This window comes from Opitutia bacterium, assembly GCA_016217545.1.
Taxonomy (GTDB): domain Bacteria; phylum Verrucomicrobiota; class Verrucomicrobiia; order Opitutales; family Opitutaceae; genus Didemnitutus.
In genome coordinates this window covers 1-17,120 of the sequence record JACRHT010000002.1, presented here as the reverse complement: position 1 = coordinate 17,120, position 17,120 = coordinate 1, and the positions used below count along the sequence as shown (strand labels likewise).

Below are 17,120 nucleotides of genomic sequence, written 5' to 3'. Positions count from 1 at the left end.
TGCGCGAGCAGGGCGACGGGCGGCGGAACGGTGCCGCCGGGAGCCGACGCACATCCTGCGGTGGCGAAGAAAAGGCCGGTCGCGGGACCGGCCTTCGGTTGGGGGAAGCGCAGAAGGGCGGTTGAGGGCAACCGCCCCTACCTCATTTGAGGACTTCGGCGAGCTTCGCGGGGTCTTTGCCGCCGCCCATGGCGAAGTCGGGCTTGCCGCCGCCTTTGCCACCGAGCTTTGCGCAAATCTCGCCGACGATCTTGCCGGCTTGGTGGCCGGCCTTGATCGCGGCGGGCGAGCAGAAGGCGACGACGCTGGCCTTGTCGCTGAACGCAGTGCCGAGCGTCACGACGCCTTCGCCGAGCTTGTTCAACACCTGGCTGCCGAGCGAGCGGAGCGCGTCGGGCGAATCGGTGCTGACCACAGCGGTGACGAATTTGAGGCCGTCTTTCTCGGTGGCTTTCGCGACGAGTTCGTCGGCGAGACCAGCGGAGGCTTTGGCTTCGAAGGCCTTGAGCTTTTGCTCGAGTTCCTTCTGGCGGGCGAAGACGGCTTCGAGTTTTTGGGCGACGTCTTGCACGCCGGCGTTGAGGCGGGCGTTGACGGCTTTGAGCGCGGTTTCCTCGGCGGAAACGAAGTCGAACGCGGGCTGGCCGGCGACGGCTTCGACGCGGCGCGTGCCGGCGGCGACCGCCATCTCGGCGACGATCTTGATGAGACCGATTTCGCCGGTCGTGGACACGTGCGTGCCGCCGCAGAGCTCGCGGCTGTAGCCGCCGATGTCGACGACGCGGACGATCTTGCCGTATTTGTCGCCGAAGAAGGCGAGGGTGCCCTCGGGCTTCTTGTCGAACTCGGTCTCGTAGGATTCGACCTTGGCGTTATCGATGACCTTCTCGTTCACGAGCTGTTCGACTTCCTTGATCTGCGCGGGCGTCATCGCCTCGAAGTGCGAGAAGTCGAAGCGCATGCGCTCGGGCGTCTTCGACGTGCCGGCCTGGCGGACGTGCGTGCCGAGGACCTTGCGCAGGGCCCAGTGGATCAAGTGCGCGGAAGAGTGGTGGCGATTGATCGCGCGGCGGCGGGCGGGATCGACCGCGAGCGTGACGGAAGCGCCGGCGGTAGGGGCGGGGACTCCCGCGGCGAGTTTGTGCAGATGGCGGCCGGATTTGTCTTTGATCGTGTCGACGATCTGGAGTGCTTGGCCGGCGATGGTCGCGGTGCCGGTGTCGCCGGCTTGGCCGCCCATTTCGCCGTAGAAGGGCGTCTGGTCGAATACGAGGAAGGCGTCTTTCTCGGTCTTCACGATTTCGAGGAGCGTGCCGGTGGCGTTGAGCGTCGTGTAGCCGAGGAAAGTGGTCGGTTTGACGTCGGTCGCTTCGCCTTCGGTGGCGGCGACGATGACTTCCTTCTTCTGCGCGGCGCGGGACCTTGAACGCTGAAGCTCCAGTTCCAAGTTGTATCCCTCCGCGTCAACCGTAAGGCCTCGCTCTCTCGCCAGAAGTTGGGTCATGTCGAAAGGGAACCCGTAGGTATCCGACAGCTCAAACGCGACGTATCCCGGAATGGTGATCGTTCCCAAACCGAGCTGATCCGCCGTGCTCTGCGTGAGATCTGCCAGTTGAAGCTTCACTTCAGGTAGAGGCTGCCCGGTGCTCGTTACCGAACCGATAAAATGCCCCTCGTCGTCGCCGATAAAGAGAATCGATTTATTCGACTGGCCGATCTTCCGATGGGCGTCGTGGAAGGCGCTACGGAGTTCCTGATGAAATAGCCGCATTCCGTTTTCAAAGGTCCGCCCAAAGCTCTCCTCTTCGGAGCGGATGACGCGTTCGATCACCTGCTGCTGCTGCTTCAACTCGGGGAAGACGTGGCCGAGTGACTCGACCACCGGGGCGACGAGCTGCGAGAAGTCGCCGACTTTGAAGCCGAGTTTCTTGCCGTAGAGAATGCCGCGGCGGAGGATGCGGCGGATGACGTAGTTGCGGCCGTCGTTGCCGGGCATGATGCCGTCGGCGATGGCGCAGCTGACGCAGCGCGCGTGGTCGGCGAGGACGCGGAACGCGACGTCGATGTTTTCCTGCTCGGTGAGGCCTTCGCGCTTGGTCGGGACGGTGCCGCGGTAGGTTTTGCCGGAGAGCGCGGTGACCTTGGTGAAGAGCGGGGCGAAGACGTCGGAGTTGTAGTTCGAGGGCTCGGCGGAGAAGTCCTTGAAACCGTGCGTCGTGGCGTAGATGCCGGCGACGCGTTCGAAGCCCATGCCGGTGTCGACGTGCTTGGCGGCGAGCGGGGCGAAGGTGCCGTCGGCGTTCGCGTTGAACTGGATGAAAACGTGGTTCCAGATTTCGATGCAGCGCGGGCTGGAGCTGTTGACGAGCTTGCGGCCCTCGGCCTCGTCGTCGGAGGGGAGGAGGTTGAAATGGATCTCCGAGCACGGGCCGCAGGGGCCGGTGTCGCCCATCATCCAGAAATTGTCCTTCTTGTTGCCGTTGACGATGTGGATGGCGGGATCGAGGCCTTCCTTGCGGAACAGCTCGGCCCAGATCGCGTAGGCTTCCTCGTCGCGGTCGGCGGGATCGCCCTTGGATTTGTCGGGGTTGTAGATCGTGGCGAAGAGGCGCTTCGGCGGGATGCCCCAGACCTTGGTGATGAGTTCCCAGCCCCAGGTGATGGACTCCTTCTTGAAGTAGTCGCCGAAGGACCAGTTGCCCAGCATCTCGAACATCGTGTGGTGGTAGGTGTCGTAGCCGACGTCTTCGAGGTCGTTGTGTTTGCCGCCGGCGCGGATGCACTTCTGGGTGTCGGCAGCGCGGGTGTCCTTGGAGGGCTTCACGCCGGCCCACTTGGAGACGTCGGGCGCGCGGTCGCCGAGGAAGATGGGCACGAACTGGTTCATGCCGGCGTTGGTGAAGAGGAGTCCGGGCGAGTCCGGCAGCAGGGACGACGACGGGACGATCGTGTGGCCCTGGCGGGCGAAGAAATCGAGGAAGGACTGGCGAATTTCGGCGGAGGTCATGTCTGAGGACAGATGACGGAAGACAGAGGACGGAGACGGGGTCGGCGAGAGCAAATTTGACGCAATGCGGGATGATCTCCCGTGGCGCCACGGGCATTTAGCTCTGCAAAGGGCGAGTGGAAGTTGTCGCAAAACGCGGAGTCGGAGAGAGTGGGCCGTGTTACTATCGGGGCTTCCTCGTTCGCTCGTATTTGCGGAGTGCGAGTGGGCGATTACCCCATGGTTTCCGAGTCCCCATCTGCACCTGTCGCGCCCCCGACGAAGTCCTCCCGGGCTAGGGCGGTGAGGATCGTCTTGGCCTACGGGGTCTTCGCCGCGCTGTGGATCGGCCTGTCGGATCACGTGTTGGTGTCCGTGGTGCAGGATCGCGATACGTTCGCCGATGTCGCGATGATGAAGGGTTGGTTCTTCGTCATCGTGACGTCGTTGCTGCTGCTCGTCTTGCTGCGGCGGAGCTTCAGTGAGTTGACCGAGAACATCGCGGCGCGTGGCGCCGCCGAACAACTCGCCCGCCAACGGGAAGAGCAACTGCGCGCGCTGGGCGACAATCTGCCGGGCAGCTACGTGTATCGCTTGGTGCGCACGGAGGCCGGTCCACGTTTTCTCTATGCCAGCGCGGGCATGGAACTGATTCACGGTATCACCGTGGAAGCGCTGCTCGCGGATGCGAGGCAACTGTATGGCCAGATCAGCGCCGAGGACAACGAGCGCTTGTTCACGGTCGGCGAGCAGAGTTTTCGGACGATGTCGGATTTTGATATCGAGCTGCGATTCCGCCGAGCGGACGGAGTCATGCGCTGGCTGTCGTTGAAATCGCGGCCGCACCGCACCGAACACTTTGGCGTGGTTTGGGACGGCGTGGCCACGGACATCACCGAGCGGAAGCAGGTGGAGACGGATTTGCGCCTTTCCCGCGCGAAGTTCGCCCAGGCGTTCGCGAACAACCCGGCTGCGATCGCGCTGACGCGACTCGAGGATGGCCTCGTGCTCGACGTGAACGACACGTGGGTGGCGCTCACCGGCTACACGCGCGAGGAAGCGCTTGGCCGGAGCGCCCGCCACATCTGGCCCAGTCCGGAAGCGGCGGCAAGGTTTGTGGCGATGCTGCGCGAGCATGGCGTGATTCGCGGTTGGGAGGGGATTTTCCGAAAGAAAAACGGCGAACTCTTCGTCGCCGAGCTCTCGACGCGTCTGCTGACCACGGATGGCGAGGCGACGATCCTGTCGACCTTGGTCGACGTGACAGCGCGCCGGCGGCAGCAGCGACGAGTCACGTTGCTGGCGGATATTTCCCGCCGCTTGGTGGTCGGCGAGAACCCGCGCTCGCTGTTGCGCGGGATTTTGGCGGACATCGCCCGCGAGCTGGAATGCGACATGTTCGCGAACCACATGGTTTCGCCGAACGGCAAGACCCTGTTGCTGGAGAGCTGCGGAGGAATGCCAGAGGAGCTGCGCGAGAAGTTTGCGGTGCTGGAGTTCGGCAGCTCGCTGGCGGGCGTGGTGGCGGAGCGCAAGCAGCCGCTGGTTCTGGCCGATCTCCCGACGGTGACGCTGCCGCAGGCGAAGACGCTCATCGGTGTCGGGCTGCGCGCCTATTGCGGCCATCCGTTGCTCGTCGGCGATCGCCTGATCGGCACGATCACCTTCGGCAGCCGAACCCGCTCGCGCTTCGTCGAGGAAGACGTCCGGTTGATGAAGGCCGTCGCCGATCAGGTCGCCACGACGCTCGACCGCATGCGGCTGCACGAGCGACTGACGCAAAGCGAAGAACTCTTCCGGCAGATGGCGGAGAACATCGACGAGGTGTTCTGGATGACCTCGGTGGCGAAAAACGAGATCGTCTACGTCAGCCCCGGCTACGAGGGAGTGTGGGGACGCACGCGCGAGGCGCTCTACGCGAATCCCCGCGAGTGGCTGCAAGCGATCGTGCCGGAGGACGCGGAGCGCGTCGCGGTGGCCGCCGCGCGGCAAGCGAGCGGCGGTTACCACGAGGAATACCGCATCGTGCGGCCCGACGGCAGCGAGCGTTGGATCCTGGACCGCGCCTACCCGGTCACGGATGATGAAGGGAAAGTCATCCGCGTCGTCGGCGTGGCGCGCGACGTGACCGAGCAGAAGAATCTCGAGGATCGTTTCCTCCGCGCGCAGCGCATGGAGGCCGTGGGCACGCTCGCCAGCGGCGTGGCGCACGATTTGAACAACATCCTCGCCCCGATCCTGATGGTCGCGGGGCTGCTGCGCGAACGACAGATCGACGCGGAGACGCGCCGCTATCTCGAGTTGATGGAGGGCTCCGCGCAGCGCGGCGCCGGCATCGTGGCGCAATTGCTGACGTTCAGTCGCGGCATCGGTGGCGAGCGCATCCCGCTGCAGGTCGAGCATCTCGTGGCGGAAATCACGCGGCTGCTGAATGAGACGCTGCCGCGCAACATCGAGGTCGTCCGGGACACCGCGCGAAGCTTGCCGGCCGTGCTCGCGAATCCGACGCAGGTGCACCAGGTGCTGATGAATCTCTGCATCAACGCTCGCGACGCGATGCCGGAGGGCGGGCGCCTCAATCTCGGCGTGGCCACACGCTTGGTGGGCGATGCGATGGCTGCGGCGCACGACCACGTATGCGCCGGCACATACGTGGTGCTTTCGGTGCAGGACTCGGGTCATGGCATGACCCCGGAGTTGCAGCGACGGATTTTCGATCCGTTCTTCACCACCAAGGAAGTCGGCAAAGGCACCGGGCTGGGCCTGTCCACGGTGCTCGGCATTGTGCGCGGCCACGGAGGTTTCATCGAAGTGGACTCCGCGCCGGGCAACGGCACGCGCTTTGAGGTGTTCCTGCCAGCGCTCGGCTGCGAGAGCTCCGCCGCCCCGGTGGCCGACGCGGAAGACCTGCCACGCGGAAACGGCGAACGCGTGCTCGTGGTGGACGACGAGGAGTCGATCCGCATCGCCATGCGCGAAGTGCTCGAGAGCGCCGGATACCAAGTGGTGGCTTTCCCCAACGTCGCCGAAGCGCTGGCGGACTGGCCGTTGCAGCGCGATACGGTGCGGGTCGTGATCACGGACCTGATGATGCCCGGCGCGCAAGGCTGGGACTTGATCTACGAGTTGCGTGTGGATCGGGCGGATATCCCCGTCATCGTGTGCAGCGGGCTCGGCCAAAGCGTGACGAGCGAGGAAGCGGAGCGCGCCGGTGTGCGGTGCGTGCTGGCAAAACCCTTCACCGCGATGACTCTCCTGCGCGAGGTCCAGGCCGCGCTGAACTAGGGCGCGGCGCCCGTCGTGCGACGACAGTGAGCGGGCAGCGAGACGCGCGCGGCGCCAAATTACGTTTGCGGAACCGTGGCACGCGCGGATTCTGGCGAACGTGAAAATCTATCCGCTGCCTTCGGGGCCGATCCAAACAATCGGCTACCTGCTGACCGAGCCGCCCGCCGGCGAGGCCGTGCTGGTGGACGCGCCGGCGGATGTCTGGGAGAAGGTGCAGCCGATCCTCGCGAAAGACGGATGCAAGCTCGTCGAGTTGTGGCTGACGCACGGGCATTGGGATCACACGCAGGATGCCGCGACGATCAAGCGGGCGACGGGCGCCGTCGTTCGCGCGCACCAGGCTGACCAGCATCTCATCGAGACGCCCGAGGTGATGCGCGATTTCCTGATGCCCGGGATGGAACTCGAGGGCGTGAAGATCGATGCGTTCATGCGGCAGGGCGACCGGCTCGCGGCGCTCGGGCGGGAATTTGAGGTGCGGCACGTCCCCGGCCATTGCCCCGGCAATGTGTTGTTTCACCAAGCGGAGGCGAAAGCGGCGCTCGTCGGCGACGCGCTGTTCAACGGCGGTGTCGGGCGCTGGGATTTGCCGGGCGGGAATTTCGAGCAGTTGGCGGCGTCGATCCGCGGTCAGATCTACACGCTGCCGGATGAGACGATCGTGCTGCCGGGCCACGGGCCGCGCACGACGGTGGGAGACGAGAAGGAGAACAACCCGTTCGTCGCGGGCGTGGCGCGATGAAGGAGCTCGATCACGTTTGGTTCATGCGGCGCGCCATCGAGGTGGCGAAGCGCGGTTGGGGCGACACGCACCCGAATCCGCTCGTGGGCGCGCTGATCGTGGAGAACGGCGAAATCGTCGCCGAGGGACATCACGCGAAGGCCGGGGAAGCGCACGCGGAAATCAACGCTCTGCGGGCGCTCGGCCGCCGGCCGCTGCCCGGCGCGACGCTCTACGTGACGCTTGAACCATGTTGCACGCACGGCCGCACGCCGCCGTGCACGGAGGCGATCATCGAGCACCAATTCGCGCGCGTCGTCGTCGGTGCCACCGATCCGAATCCCGCGCACGCCGGCCATGGCTTCGAGATTCTGCGGGCGGCGGGCATCGAAGTGGTGGCGGGAGTCCTTGCGTCGGAGTGCGAGGATCTGAATCTGATTTTCAATCGCTGGATCACGACCAAGCAGCCGCTGTTCGCGGCCAAGGCGGGCGTGACGCTCGACGGCAAGGTCGCGACGCGCCTCGGCGAGTCGAAGTGGATCACGGGCGAAGCGGCGCGAGCGAACGGGCATTTGTGGCGGCGGTATTTCCCGGCGATCGCGGTCGGCGCGGGCACGTTGCGCGCGGACAATCCGCGGCTGACTTCGCGGCTGCCGGTCGGCGAGTGGTGCCCGGTGCGGTTCGTCTTCGATGGTCTGTTGCGCAGCGTGCTCGATAAGGCGATGCCGAACCTCTACACGGACGAATTTCGCGAGCGGACGATCGTCGTGACGACTTCGCACGGGGGCTTGGGCTACGTCCGGAAGTTGAACGCGATGGGCGTGCGCACGTGGGTGTTGTCGAATGCGTCGCCGAAGGTGTCGTTCGTGGATTTCCGGAAGAAGTGCGCGGAGGAGGGCATCACGGGCGTGTTTTTCGAGGGCGGCGCGCAACTCGTCAGCGAGCTGCTGCAGGCGCGCGAGCTCGATTATTTGCTGAGTTATCAGGCGCCGGTGCTGTTCGGCGACGACAAGGGCAAGACGATCTTCCGCGGGTTGCGGACCGAGCACCTGGCGAACGCGGTGCGCCTCGAGCGCGTGCGGCACGAGACGCTTGGCGAGGACGTGCTGACGCGCGGCTTCGTGAAGTATCCCGAGAAAATGTTCATCGACGAGGCGACGTTCAGCAAACGGAGCCTGCTCGAGTGATCCGCCTGCGCCGAGGCTTCGGCGGAATTTTTCGGGGGGCGTGGCGCTCGGTGACGGCGCGCAAAGCCTGACGTGGGGTCAGGTCGCTGGCGCAGCGTCGCGGGCGTGCGGAGGCTCGACACGAGTTCGGGGCTTACGAGAGTGGGAGCGATGATCATCCATCTGGCTTCCGGGAACAGGCACAAGGTTCAGGAAATGCAGCGGCTCGCGGACGAGACGCCGGCGAGCGCCGCGTTGGGCGTGCGCGTGGTGCCGGCGATCCAGATGCCGGCGGTGGAGGAAGACACGGGCACGTTTATCGGCAACGCGCGCAAGAAAGCGATGGCGTTGCAGGCGACGTTGGGACCGGACGCGTGGGTCTTGGCGGATGACAGCGGCGTGTGCGTCGATGCGCTCGGCGGCGCGCCGGGCGTGGAGTCGGCTTACTACGCGGGACCGCAGGGCGACGCAGCGGCGAATTTGCGCAAGCTAGTGGAGGTGATGCGCGAGGTGCCGGAGGGGAAGCGCGCGGCGCGTTTCGTGTGCGTGCTGCTGTTGCGCGGGCCGGGCGGCGTGGAGCAAGTCTTCGAGGGACGTTGCGAGGGCGTGCTGTGTCGCGAGCCGCGCGGCGGAAAGGGATTCGGCTACGATCCGTTGTTCGTGCCCGAGGGTTTCGCCTGCACCTATGCGGAGCTGGGCGAGGCGGAGAAAAACGCGATCAGCCACCGCGGCCGCGCGTGGGCGCAGCTGGCGCAGTGGCTGGCGGGACGATAAGCGGCGGCGTTACGGTTCCAGCGACTCGGCGCGGTTGAGGAGGCGTTCGAAGGTGGGGGCAAGCGCGGCGACGTCCCGTGCCGGGCCGTCGCAGGTGAATGCCAGCACGCCGCCGGGAAATTCGGCGGCGACGATCAGCAGTTGCGTCGGTTTCCCCGCCGGATCGTCGGGCGGGATGTCGAAGCGGATCACGCGGGTGCGAGCACCGAGGATGCGGGTCATGTCCGCGTTTTTGTTGGTGTCGTCGTCTAGGTTGATGGTGGCGCGCGGGAAATAGGTCCGTTGCAGCGTGCTGACGTAGGTGCGCCACGCGGAATCGGAGAGGTCGGCGAGTTGCCCAGCCGGGAGCTGAGTGGCGCCGAGGCGAACGTCGGGCGCCCAGCGCCCGGTCCATTCCAATGAGTAGCGCGAGGGCGGGATCACGCGGCGCCAGTCGGTGAGCGGATCGGCCTCGAAGTTGATGCGCCGGGCAGCGAATTGTGCTTGGAGCCACGCTCCCGGGCGGTCGTCGTCGAGGCGAGGAACGGTGATGACACGCGGCGGTGGCGGGGGCTTGGGCCACGGTGGCGGAGCCGCCGGGCGGCGCGGCGAGGAGATGACCAGGGTGGCGGTGGGCGGCAGCGCGCGCGCGCCGAGGATTTCGCCGTGGGCGGCGTTCGCCAGGTCGAGCAGGGTGAGTAGGGCGAGCGACAGGAGTGGGCGTTTCAAAGCGAGGGCGGTGGCTTCTTCGGGAGATGAGGCGGGCTACATCTCGGTGAAGTCGTAGGTGGTGCTGGCGAGAAAGGTGTTGAAGTCGGATTCGGAGATGTCGCGGTAGTCGAGACGACGGAAGGAGCGCAGCATGGGTGTGCCGGGGGGCTGGCGGCCATCGGCGAACATGCGATTGAAGCCCCACTCGCGGGTGGGCGCGCCGTAGCTGGCGTTGGTCCAGCGGCCGGTGGCGACTTCGCTGTTGAACAGTGCGACCATGGAGCCGCGGTAGCGGAGGGTGCGGTTGCCTGAGGCGCTCCAGCTTTCGTGGAGGCGGGGGAAGTTTTCGACGCCCCCAGAGTAGTTTTCGTTTAAATTTCCGGTGCCGGCCGTCGCGACATTGCCGGTAAGGAAGGCCGCGCAGATCTCAGTGTTGGAGGCCACGCGCACAGGCGGTGACGCCGATGTCGCTATCGCGTCGTCGGACTTGCTGTCGCCGGTCGGAACGCCGCCTGACATCCACGCGTTGGAGAGAATGTTGATTGCGTCCGCGATCACGGCGGCTGGAACCTCATTGTCTTTTGGGATACCGATGGACGCGGTTGTCTCAGTTCCCACGGCAGTTCCGTTTCGTGTGCCGGCGTTGAGGCCAGGTGAGTTGAAGTTGCCAGCAATGTAGACCGGGGCGTTTGTTGCTACGGTAACGCCCTCAGGCAGCATGGCGTTGCTGGTGTTGTATTCGCGCCGGTTGGGGAGGCGGGAGCCGTTGATCAGACGGACGGACGTGGCGGTGCCGGTGCCGGAGCCGTTGACGTCGCTCGTGGCGGTGTAGCCGGAAAGAGGGGACTCGACTTCGACGTAGACCTGTCCGTTCCAGCCGTCGGTGGAAGAGTCGAGATTCCAGTCGGAGCCATTGACCTGAAATTTCTCCGCGGCGGTCGCGGAACCGGACGGGTTCACGGCGGTGCGCATGACGCTCATATCCACATCGACTATGTTGACAGTCTTGTCTTCGCGCCAGTCGTCCATTCTTCGGGTGTTCTTGACCATCCCAGTGGGGAGGGTGACTACCTTGTCAGGATTGCTCGTCAGCCATGTGGCACGAGCCGCCGCATTGAGGGCCTTATAGGTTTTGGCGTCATCCGAGTTGTGGAAAGCTACAGGGGCCGGGGCAGTGCCGCTGACCGGACTTCCTTGAAAAATGTAGAGTCCGGCTTTCTTCGAGAATTTTTGGGCTTCTCGGGCTATCGCGGCCTCCTCGGTCAATGTCGCTCCGCTTGGGGGCTCGATGAGGTCGTGGGCTTGGGACGGATTGGCCGCGCTGATGGCCGGGAGGTTTTGTTGGATGACGCCCATGGAGCTGTCCTGGGCGTTTCCGCGCCAGACTTGGGAGGCGATTTGGGCGAAGCTGTTGGAGGAGGAGCGGCTGACGAGATCGGAGTCGACGTAGGTGCCGAGCGATGAGCCGTTCGAGCCAGTGATGGTGTTGCTGTTGAGGGCGACGGTATCGGGCACGCCGTCGGCATTTTGGTCGAGTCCGGTGGCGAATTGGACGTTCTGTCCGGTGGGGCGGCCGCTGCCTGCATTGGACAACGGTGCGGCAATGATCCGGCCGGCGGCGGTGACGGGGCTTTGGAAGCGCAGCACGGAGCTGGCGGAGTAGCGCGAGTCGACGTTGGAGTGGACGGGGCCGGAGATGGTCATGTCGGCACCGGGGTGAAACTCCATGGTGAGGTTGTAGAAGATCGCGTAGTTGAAGAGGAACACGTCGCGGATCTCTATCGTGCTGACGGCGAAGGCGGGGGCGGTGATGCCGGTGACGGAAGTCGCGGTGGCGCGGGAGAGGAGGCGGATGGTTTGGGAGCGAATGTTCTGTCCGCGGAGCGGGTCGAAGTCGTTGCCGGGATCACCGGGGTCGACGTATTTGCGGCCGGGCTCCGAGTAGGCGGAGGCGTAGAGCCGGAGGGAGGATGACGAAACGAGGTTGGAGGAGTCGGAGGCGAAGAGGACGGCCTTGCGGGTGGTGGCGGTGGTGAGCGGTGAGGAGATGAGCTCGTTGGTGGAGAAGTTCACGTTGCGCTGGAGTCGCGCCATCAGTTCGGCGGCGCCGTATTCCATCATGGCCTCGGCGGCATTCTTGCTGGCGAAGCGGAGGGCGGTGCGCTGGTTCAGGCGGAACTCGACGATCGCGTAGCGGAGGAGCACGGCGGCGGTGATGCCCACGAAGGTGGTGAGCAGGGCGACGGTCACGAGGGCGACGCCGCGGCGGCGGGAGGGAGAGAGGAACGAGTCCATGGGAGGGTCAGCCGCGAGGCGTGACGGTGAAGTTGTAGGTGTTGGTGACGCGCTTGGCGCGGGAGCCGTGCAGGATTTTCGCGCGCACGATGACGGAGCGGTTTTGGAAGTTCACGAAGCAGGCGCCGGTGTTGGCGAGGCCGTTGAGGTCGTTCAGGACGATGCGGGCGTCGGTGCTTTGGGCCCAGGTGCTGTTGGCCGGTGGCAGTAGGGCCTCGATCGTGGTCGTGCCGCTGACCCCGGTGGTGGAGAGGGCGGCGGGGAGGGTGGCACCCCAGCCGGTGTTCCAAGTAGCACCGGCGCCCTTGTAGCGATCGGTGTCGAGGCAGTAGAGGGCGGTTTCGCCGGAGATGTTGCGATTGGGGGCGGTCCAATAAATGACGAGGCGCGAGACGCGGCCTTGCGAGAGGTCGGGGCTGTTGCCGGCGACGCCGTCGTAGAAGCGGGTGTCGAAGTAGGAGTCGGTGTAGTAGACGAAGACCAGCATGTCGCCGGCCTGACCGTTGAGTTGGCGGTCGGCCCAAGTGACCGCGCCGCTGGCGTTGGCATCGCGGGAAACGGAGGTGCCGTTGGCGCGGCTCTGGTTGTAGAAGCTCTGGTAGAGGGCGAAGTTGTTCGCTTCGCGGGCGTTTTCGACGAGCTCGTTGGTGGCGCGTCGCACGTCCTGGTTCACGAGGAGTTTTTGTTCGCCGACGTATTGGTAGCGGAGATTCGAAATGAAGAACGGCAGGGCGCCGGCCATGACCAAGCCCATCACGGTCATGGTGACCAGCACTTCGACGAGCGAGTAGCCGGCGCGGGCGGGTGGGCGTCTGGTTCTCATCAGTAGGTGGGAATACCGGAGCGCACGGTGCGCAGCGTGCCGCGGAAGGTTCGAGTGAGGCCGAAGTTGTAGGTCGTCTCGTAGTTGACCGTGATTTCCACGCCGGCGGCGGTGGTGGGAGAAAGCAGGTTGAGCACCGGCTGGAATCGGAAGGTCAGCGGTTGGATGCTGTGGCCCGCGCTGTCTTCGTCGAGGTAGACGACCTCGCTGGACCAGTCGCCATTCCCGAGCGAACCGCCCGAGGTGTCGGTGGCCGCGGCGCCGGTGGCGTTGACGAGTGGCAGGGCGATGGCGCTGTTGGCGGCGGCGGAGCTGAGGGTGGTGTAGTCGACGCTGCGCAATTGCTCGACGTAGCCTTGGGCGAGAACGAGCGCCGTGTTTTGATAGATCGTCTGCTCCGCCATCGAGCGGATTCGAAACGTCACCGCGACGACGGAGGTGGCGGTGATGGCGAAGATGCCGAGGGCGATCATGACTTCGACCAGCGTGAGGCCGGAAGCGGCGGCAACTCGGCTTCGCGCTACGCGAGAGCGGCGAAGCGGTGAGCTAGGGACGGATGACATGGGGCCAGAGTGCCACACTCGGCCTGTGCCAAACAGGGTCGATGGAAGGGGGCACTCGCCTCCCGTAATCAGGGAGGCGAAAGCCTCTAGTCGCGTAAATCAGAGCGACTCGCGGTGCGCTTCGGTAAAAAGCGCAGCGGCCTGCGCGCGGCGTTGGATGCCGAGTTTGTCGAAAATCGTGGCGAGATAGTTCTTCACGGTCTTCTCCGTGAGGTTAAGCGCGTCGCCGATTTCCTTGTTCGTTTTGCCTTCGGTGAGGAGGGCCACGACTCGGTGTTCCTGAAATGAGAGGGACTTGATTTTGTCTGCTGCGCTGAGTTCGGGTCCGCGGCGCACGAGGCTTACGACTTGCCCGGCCAGCGTCGGGTCGAGCACGGAGCGGCCGGACGCAACCTGAAGAATCGCGGCGGCGAGCGTGGCGCTGTCGTTGTCCTTGAGCAGATAGCCGTAGGCGCCGGCGGCGATGGCTTGCTGGACGTTTCGCTCGTCGGTCGCGGAGGTCAGGATGAGCACGCGCGCGGTCGGCAAGTGGGCGGAAATTTCCCGGCAGGCCGTGAAGCCCGGTTTGTCCGGCAGGCGCAAGTCGAGGAGCACGACGTCGGGCTTCAGCCGCTCCGCGGCGGCGACGCCAGCGGTGGCGGTGCCTTCCTCGCCGACGATCTCGATGTCCGCGCGGTCTTCGAGCGCGGCGCGCAGGCCAAGCCGGATCAGCGGGCTGTCGTCGACGAGCAGGACGCGAATGCGACGGACTGGGGCGGCGTTCATGCGGAGGAAGGAGAGGCGAGGGGCAACGTGAGGAGGACGCGAGTGCCTTTTCCCGGGGCGGACTCGACGTGCAGCGTGCCGCCAAGCGCGGCGGCGCGGGCACGCATGTTGGCGAGGCCGTGGCCGCCGGAAGCCGTCTGGCTGGCGGCGAAGCCCGCGCCGTCGTCCGCAATCGCGAGCGCGAGCGAGCCTGCGTCATGCGCGGCGCGCAGCGTGATGCGTTGCGCGCGGCCGTGGCGCACGCTGTTGCTGACAGCCTCGCGAACGATGTTCACCAGCTCCGAGGCGTGCTGCGCGGGAATCAGTTCGAGCGCGGTGGGATCGAGACGTTGTTCCAGCACCACGTGATCAGGCACGAGGCCTTTGAGCGTTGAGGCCAGCGCGGTGGGGAAGGATTCGCGGCGGAGATTCTCCGGCTCGAGCTCGCGGATGTAAGCGCGGACTTCCTGATTGAGGCGGCGCAGTTCGACGACGCACTGGTCGAGTCGCTCCTCTATCGCGGGCGCGGCGGTCATTTTCTTGCGGACGCTTTCGAGCGCGAGGCTCACGGCGTAGAGCGTCTGGCTCATGTTGTCGTGGAGTTCGCGGCCGAGCTTGATGCGCTCCTCGAGAGAACGGTCGAGCAGCGTGCGGCTGACCTGCAGGTCCTCCTCGGCGCGACGGCGCGCGTCGTGCTCGCGTTCGAGCGCCGCGCCGCGCTCGACGGTGAGGCGGGCGAATTGCTCGAAGCCCGCCGCGTCGCGCCGCCAAGGTGCACGAGTGTCGCGCTCGGGATTCGGGCGCGAGCTGGCCAGGCTGAACACGAGCGGAATGGCACCGAGAAGCAGCGCGAGAAAGATGGTGGTGACGAAGAGGCGTTGATGCGAGCGCCGCAGCCGCTGGAGCGTGGGCGAGTTGCCGGTGGCGGTGACCGTCCAATCGGGATGACCCGGCAGCGGAACCGCCGCGAACAAGGCGTCCGGCAGGTTTGGCGCCACGACCGGCGCGCGCCGCAGTTGGACGTCGGCCTGCACCAAGCCGCTCAGATCGCGGCGAAAGGACTCGTCCCATTTTTCCGGAGCCCGCGAAACGAGGCGGAGGGCGCCGCTCAAAGTGGTTTCGAGCCGGTCCGCCATTTCGCTGCGCGCCGCGGTTTCCTGCCGCAGCCACCACGCTTGCAGTGAAAACGCCGCGACGAGGAAAACCCCGACGAGGGTGATCGAGAGCAGGAGCGCGCGAGCGAGGGGCGTCATGAGGGAGTTGGCGAAGGTGTCTTAGGCCGCCCGGCGAGTCCCGTCAAAATCTTCGACAAACGGGTCCCGACCACTACTTTGACCGTTCTTTTCATGAAGTCGTTCTACCTGACCACTGCCATTGACTACGTCAACGGCTCGCCGCATCTCGGCCACGCCTACGAAAAGGTGCTGTCCGACGTCATCGCGCGCACCAAGCGAATGCAGGGGCAGGACGTCTTCTTCCTCACCGGCACCGACGAGCACGGCCAAAAAATCCAGCAAAGCGCGCGCGCCAAGGGCGTGCCGACGCAGGAGTTCGTCGACGACACCGCGCAGGAATTCGTCCAGCTCGCGAAGCTCCTCAATCTCTCGAACAACGACTTTATCCGCACCACCGAGCCGCGCCACAAGCAGGTCGTGCGCGATTGCCTGCAGCAGCTCTTCGACAAGGGCGAGATCTACAAGGCCGAATACAAGGGCTTCTACTCGCCGCGCCAGGAGCAGTTTCTCCAGGAGAAGGACCGCCTGCCCGACGGCAAATGGCCGGAAATTTTCGGCGAGGTCATCGAGATCACGGAGAGCAACTACTTCTTCAAGCTGCGCGCCTATCAGCAGTGGCTGATCGACTATATCACGGCGCACGAGGACTTCGTGTTTCCGGCGCACCGTCGCAAGTCGCTGCTCGAATTTCTCAGCGAGCCGCTCAACGACCTCTGCATCTCGCGTCCGAAGGATCGCCTCGAGTGGGGCATTCCGCTGCCGTTCGACGAGAACTACGTCACCTACGTGTGGTTCGACGCGCTGCTGAACTACTACACCGCGGTGAAGGACCTCGGCCGCTGGCCTGCCGACTATAACGTCATCGGCAAGGACATCCTTATCCCCGCACACGGCATCTACTGGCCGATCATGCTCCACGCGCTCGGGCTGCCGCCGCCGAAAGGCCTGCTCGTGCACGGTTGGTGGTCGATCAACGGGGCCAAGATGTCCAAGAGCACCGGCAACTTCGTCGATCCGGTCGAGTTTACCAAAACTTGGAACGTAGACTCGCTGCGCTACTTCCTTGTGCGCGAGATGACGGTCGGCATGGACGCGGATTTTTCACAGGAGCAATTCCTCGTCCGCTACAACAGCGAGTTGGCGAACAGCCTCGGCAATCTCGTGAATCGCACGCTGAACATGACGACGCGCTTCGCCGCGGGCGTCGTGCCGACATTCGAGGTCACCGAAGATCCCGAGCGCGAGTTACAGGCGCTGTGGCCGAAGACGCGCGACGAGTTCACCGCGCTGTGCGACGGCTTCCAATTCCACCTCGCGCTGGAGCGGGCGATGCAGTTCGTCGCCGCGACCAACGCCTACATCGAGAAACGCGCGCCGTGGAAGCTCGCCAAGGACCCGTCGCCCGCCGCGCAGGCTCAGCTCCGCACCACGCTTGCGACGATCGCCGAGGCGCTGCGTCTCGGCTCGGCGCTGCTCTGGCCGGTGATGCCCGCTGCGGTCGATAAGATCCGCACCGGTCTCGCGTTGCCTCCGCTCTCTAAGTGGGAAGGCGAACTGGAGTGGGGCGGCCGCCTCGCCGGTGCGAAGCTCGGCGCGGTCGACATCCTGTTCCCAAAACCGGCGCCCGAGAAGAAAGGCTGACGCGTCGCATGAACGCTGATCGCGCGCGCGCCAGGTGGTCGCCGTCGTCCCTGACGGCGACCGTCACGGCTCATGAATTGCGCATCGGATCGAGGTGGAGCGCGTTGAACTCAACCCGCTGCACGGGGCTCGTCTGCGAAGAGCGCGTTGAGGTCAACGCGCACCACCTTCGTCGGCGGTGTAGCGGCTGAGCG

At 65.3% G+C, this 17,120-nt stretch carries 12 protein-coding genes; 5 read left to right on the top strand and 7 right to left on the bottom strand.

Annotated features, from left to right (window positions below; genetic code table 11):
- Positions 1-142: 142 nt before the first annotated feature.
- Positions 143-3,007 carry an alanine--tRNA ligase gene (locus tag HZA32_00075; GenBank protein MBI5422449.1) on the bottom strand — a complete coding sequence of 955 codons (2,865 nt, stop codon included), beginning with the start codon at positions 3,005-3,007 and terminating at the stop codon, positions 143-145.
- A 294-nt stretch (positions 3,008-3,301) separates the two neighbouring features.
- On the opposite strand from HZA32_00075, the gene HZA32_00070 reads away from it, so the two are divergent.
- The 4 genes from HZA32_00070 (at position 3,302) to rdgB (ending at position 8,935) form a co-directional block, all read left to right on the top strand.
- On the top strand, positions 3,302-6,271 hold the full coding sequence (locus HZA32_00070) for a PAS domain S-box protein (GenBank protein ID MBI5422448.1): 2,970 nt from the start codon (positions 3,302-3,304) through the stop codon (positions 6,269-6,271).
- A gap of 100 nt (positions 6,272-6,371) precedes the next feature.
- Positions 6,372-7,016: an MBL fold metallo-hydrolase gene (locus HZA32_00065; GenBank protein MBI5422447.1), complete on the top strand. Its 645-nt coding sequence runs from the start codon at positions 6,372-6,374 to the stop codon at positions 7,014-7,016.
- Between the two features lie 23 nt (positions 7,017-7,039).
- Positions 7,040-8,182 carry a bifunctional diaminohydroxyphosphoribosylaminopyrimidine deaminase/5-amino-6-(5-phosphoribosylamino)uracil reductase RibD gene (gene ribD / locus HZA32_00060; GenBank protein MBI5422446.1) on the top strand — a complete coding sequence of 381 codons (1,143 nt, stop codon included), beginning with the start codon at positions 7,040-7,042 and terminating at the stop codon, positions 8,180-8,182.
- A 150-nt stretch (positions 8,183-8,332) separates the two neighbouring features.
- Complete coding sequence (rdgB, locus tag HZA32_00055; protein ID MBI5422445.1) at positions 8,333-8,935, top strand: RdgB/HAM1 family non-canonical purine NTP pyrophosphatase; 603 nt, start codon at positions 8,333-8,335, stop codon at positions 8,933-8,935.
- Between the two features lie 9 nt (positions 8,936-8,944).
- Here rdgB and HZA32_00050 read toward each other — a convergent pair whose 3' ends face one another.
- The 6 genes from HZA32_00050 to HZA32_00025 all read right to left on the bottom strand — a co-directional run bounded on the left by HZA32_00050 (position 8,945) and on the right by HZA32_00025 (position 15,303).
- On the bottom strand, positions 8,945-9,643 hold the full coding sequence (locus HZA32_00050) for a hypothetical protein (GenBank protein ID MBI5422444.1): 699 nt from the start codon (positions 9,641-9,643) through the stop codon (positions 8,945-8,947).
- Positions 9,644-9,679: 36 nt separating this feature from the next.
- A complete protein-coding gene (locus HZA32_00045; protein ID MBI5422443.1) occupies positions 9,680-11,920 on the bottom strand; it encodes a hypothetical protein in 2,241 nt (746 codons plus the stop codon).
- A gap of 7 nt (positions 11,921-11,927) precedes the next feature.
- Positions 11,928-12,743 carry a prepilin-type N-terminal cleavage/methylation domain-containing protein gene (locus tag HZA32_00040; GenBank protein MBI5422442.1) on the bottom strand — a complete coding sequence of 272 codons (816 nt, stop codon included), beginning with the start codon at positions 12,741-12,743 and terminating at the stop codon, positions 11,928-11,930.
- Positions 12,743-13,216, bottom strand: a complete 474-nt coding sequence (locus HZA32_00035) for a hypothetical protein (protein ID MBI5422441.1) — start codon at positions 13,214-13,216, stop codon at positions 12,743-12,745. Before HZA32_00035 ends, HZA32_00040 begins: the two co-directional genes overlap by 1 nt.
- Positions 13,217-13,405: 189 nt before the next feature.
- A complete protein-coding gene (locus HZA32_00030) occupies positions 13,406-14,071 on the bottom strand; it encodes a response regulator transcription factor (protein ID MBI5422440.1) in 666 nt (221 codons plus the stop codon).
- Positions 14,068-15,303, bottom strand: coding sequence for a sensor histidine kinase (locus HZA32_00025; protein MBI5422439.1), 1,236 nt, complete (start codon positions 15,301-15,303; stop codon positions 14,068-14,070). The genes HZA32_00030 and HZA32_00025 overlap by 4 nt, the downstream gene beginning before the upstream one ends.
- 93 nt (positions 15,304-15,396) lie before the next feature.
- Between HZA32_00025 and HZA32_00020 the strand changes: the two genes are divergently transcribed.
- Positions 15,397-16,926 carry a methionine--tRNA ligase gene (locus tag HZA32_00020; protein ID MBI5422438.1) on the top strand — a complete coding sequence of 510 codons (1,530 nt, stop codon included), beginning with the start codon at positions 15,397-15,399 and terminating at the stop codon, positions 16,924-16,926.
- Positions 16,927-17,120 lie beyond the last annotated feature (194 nt).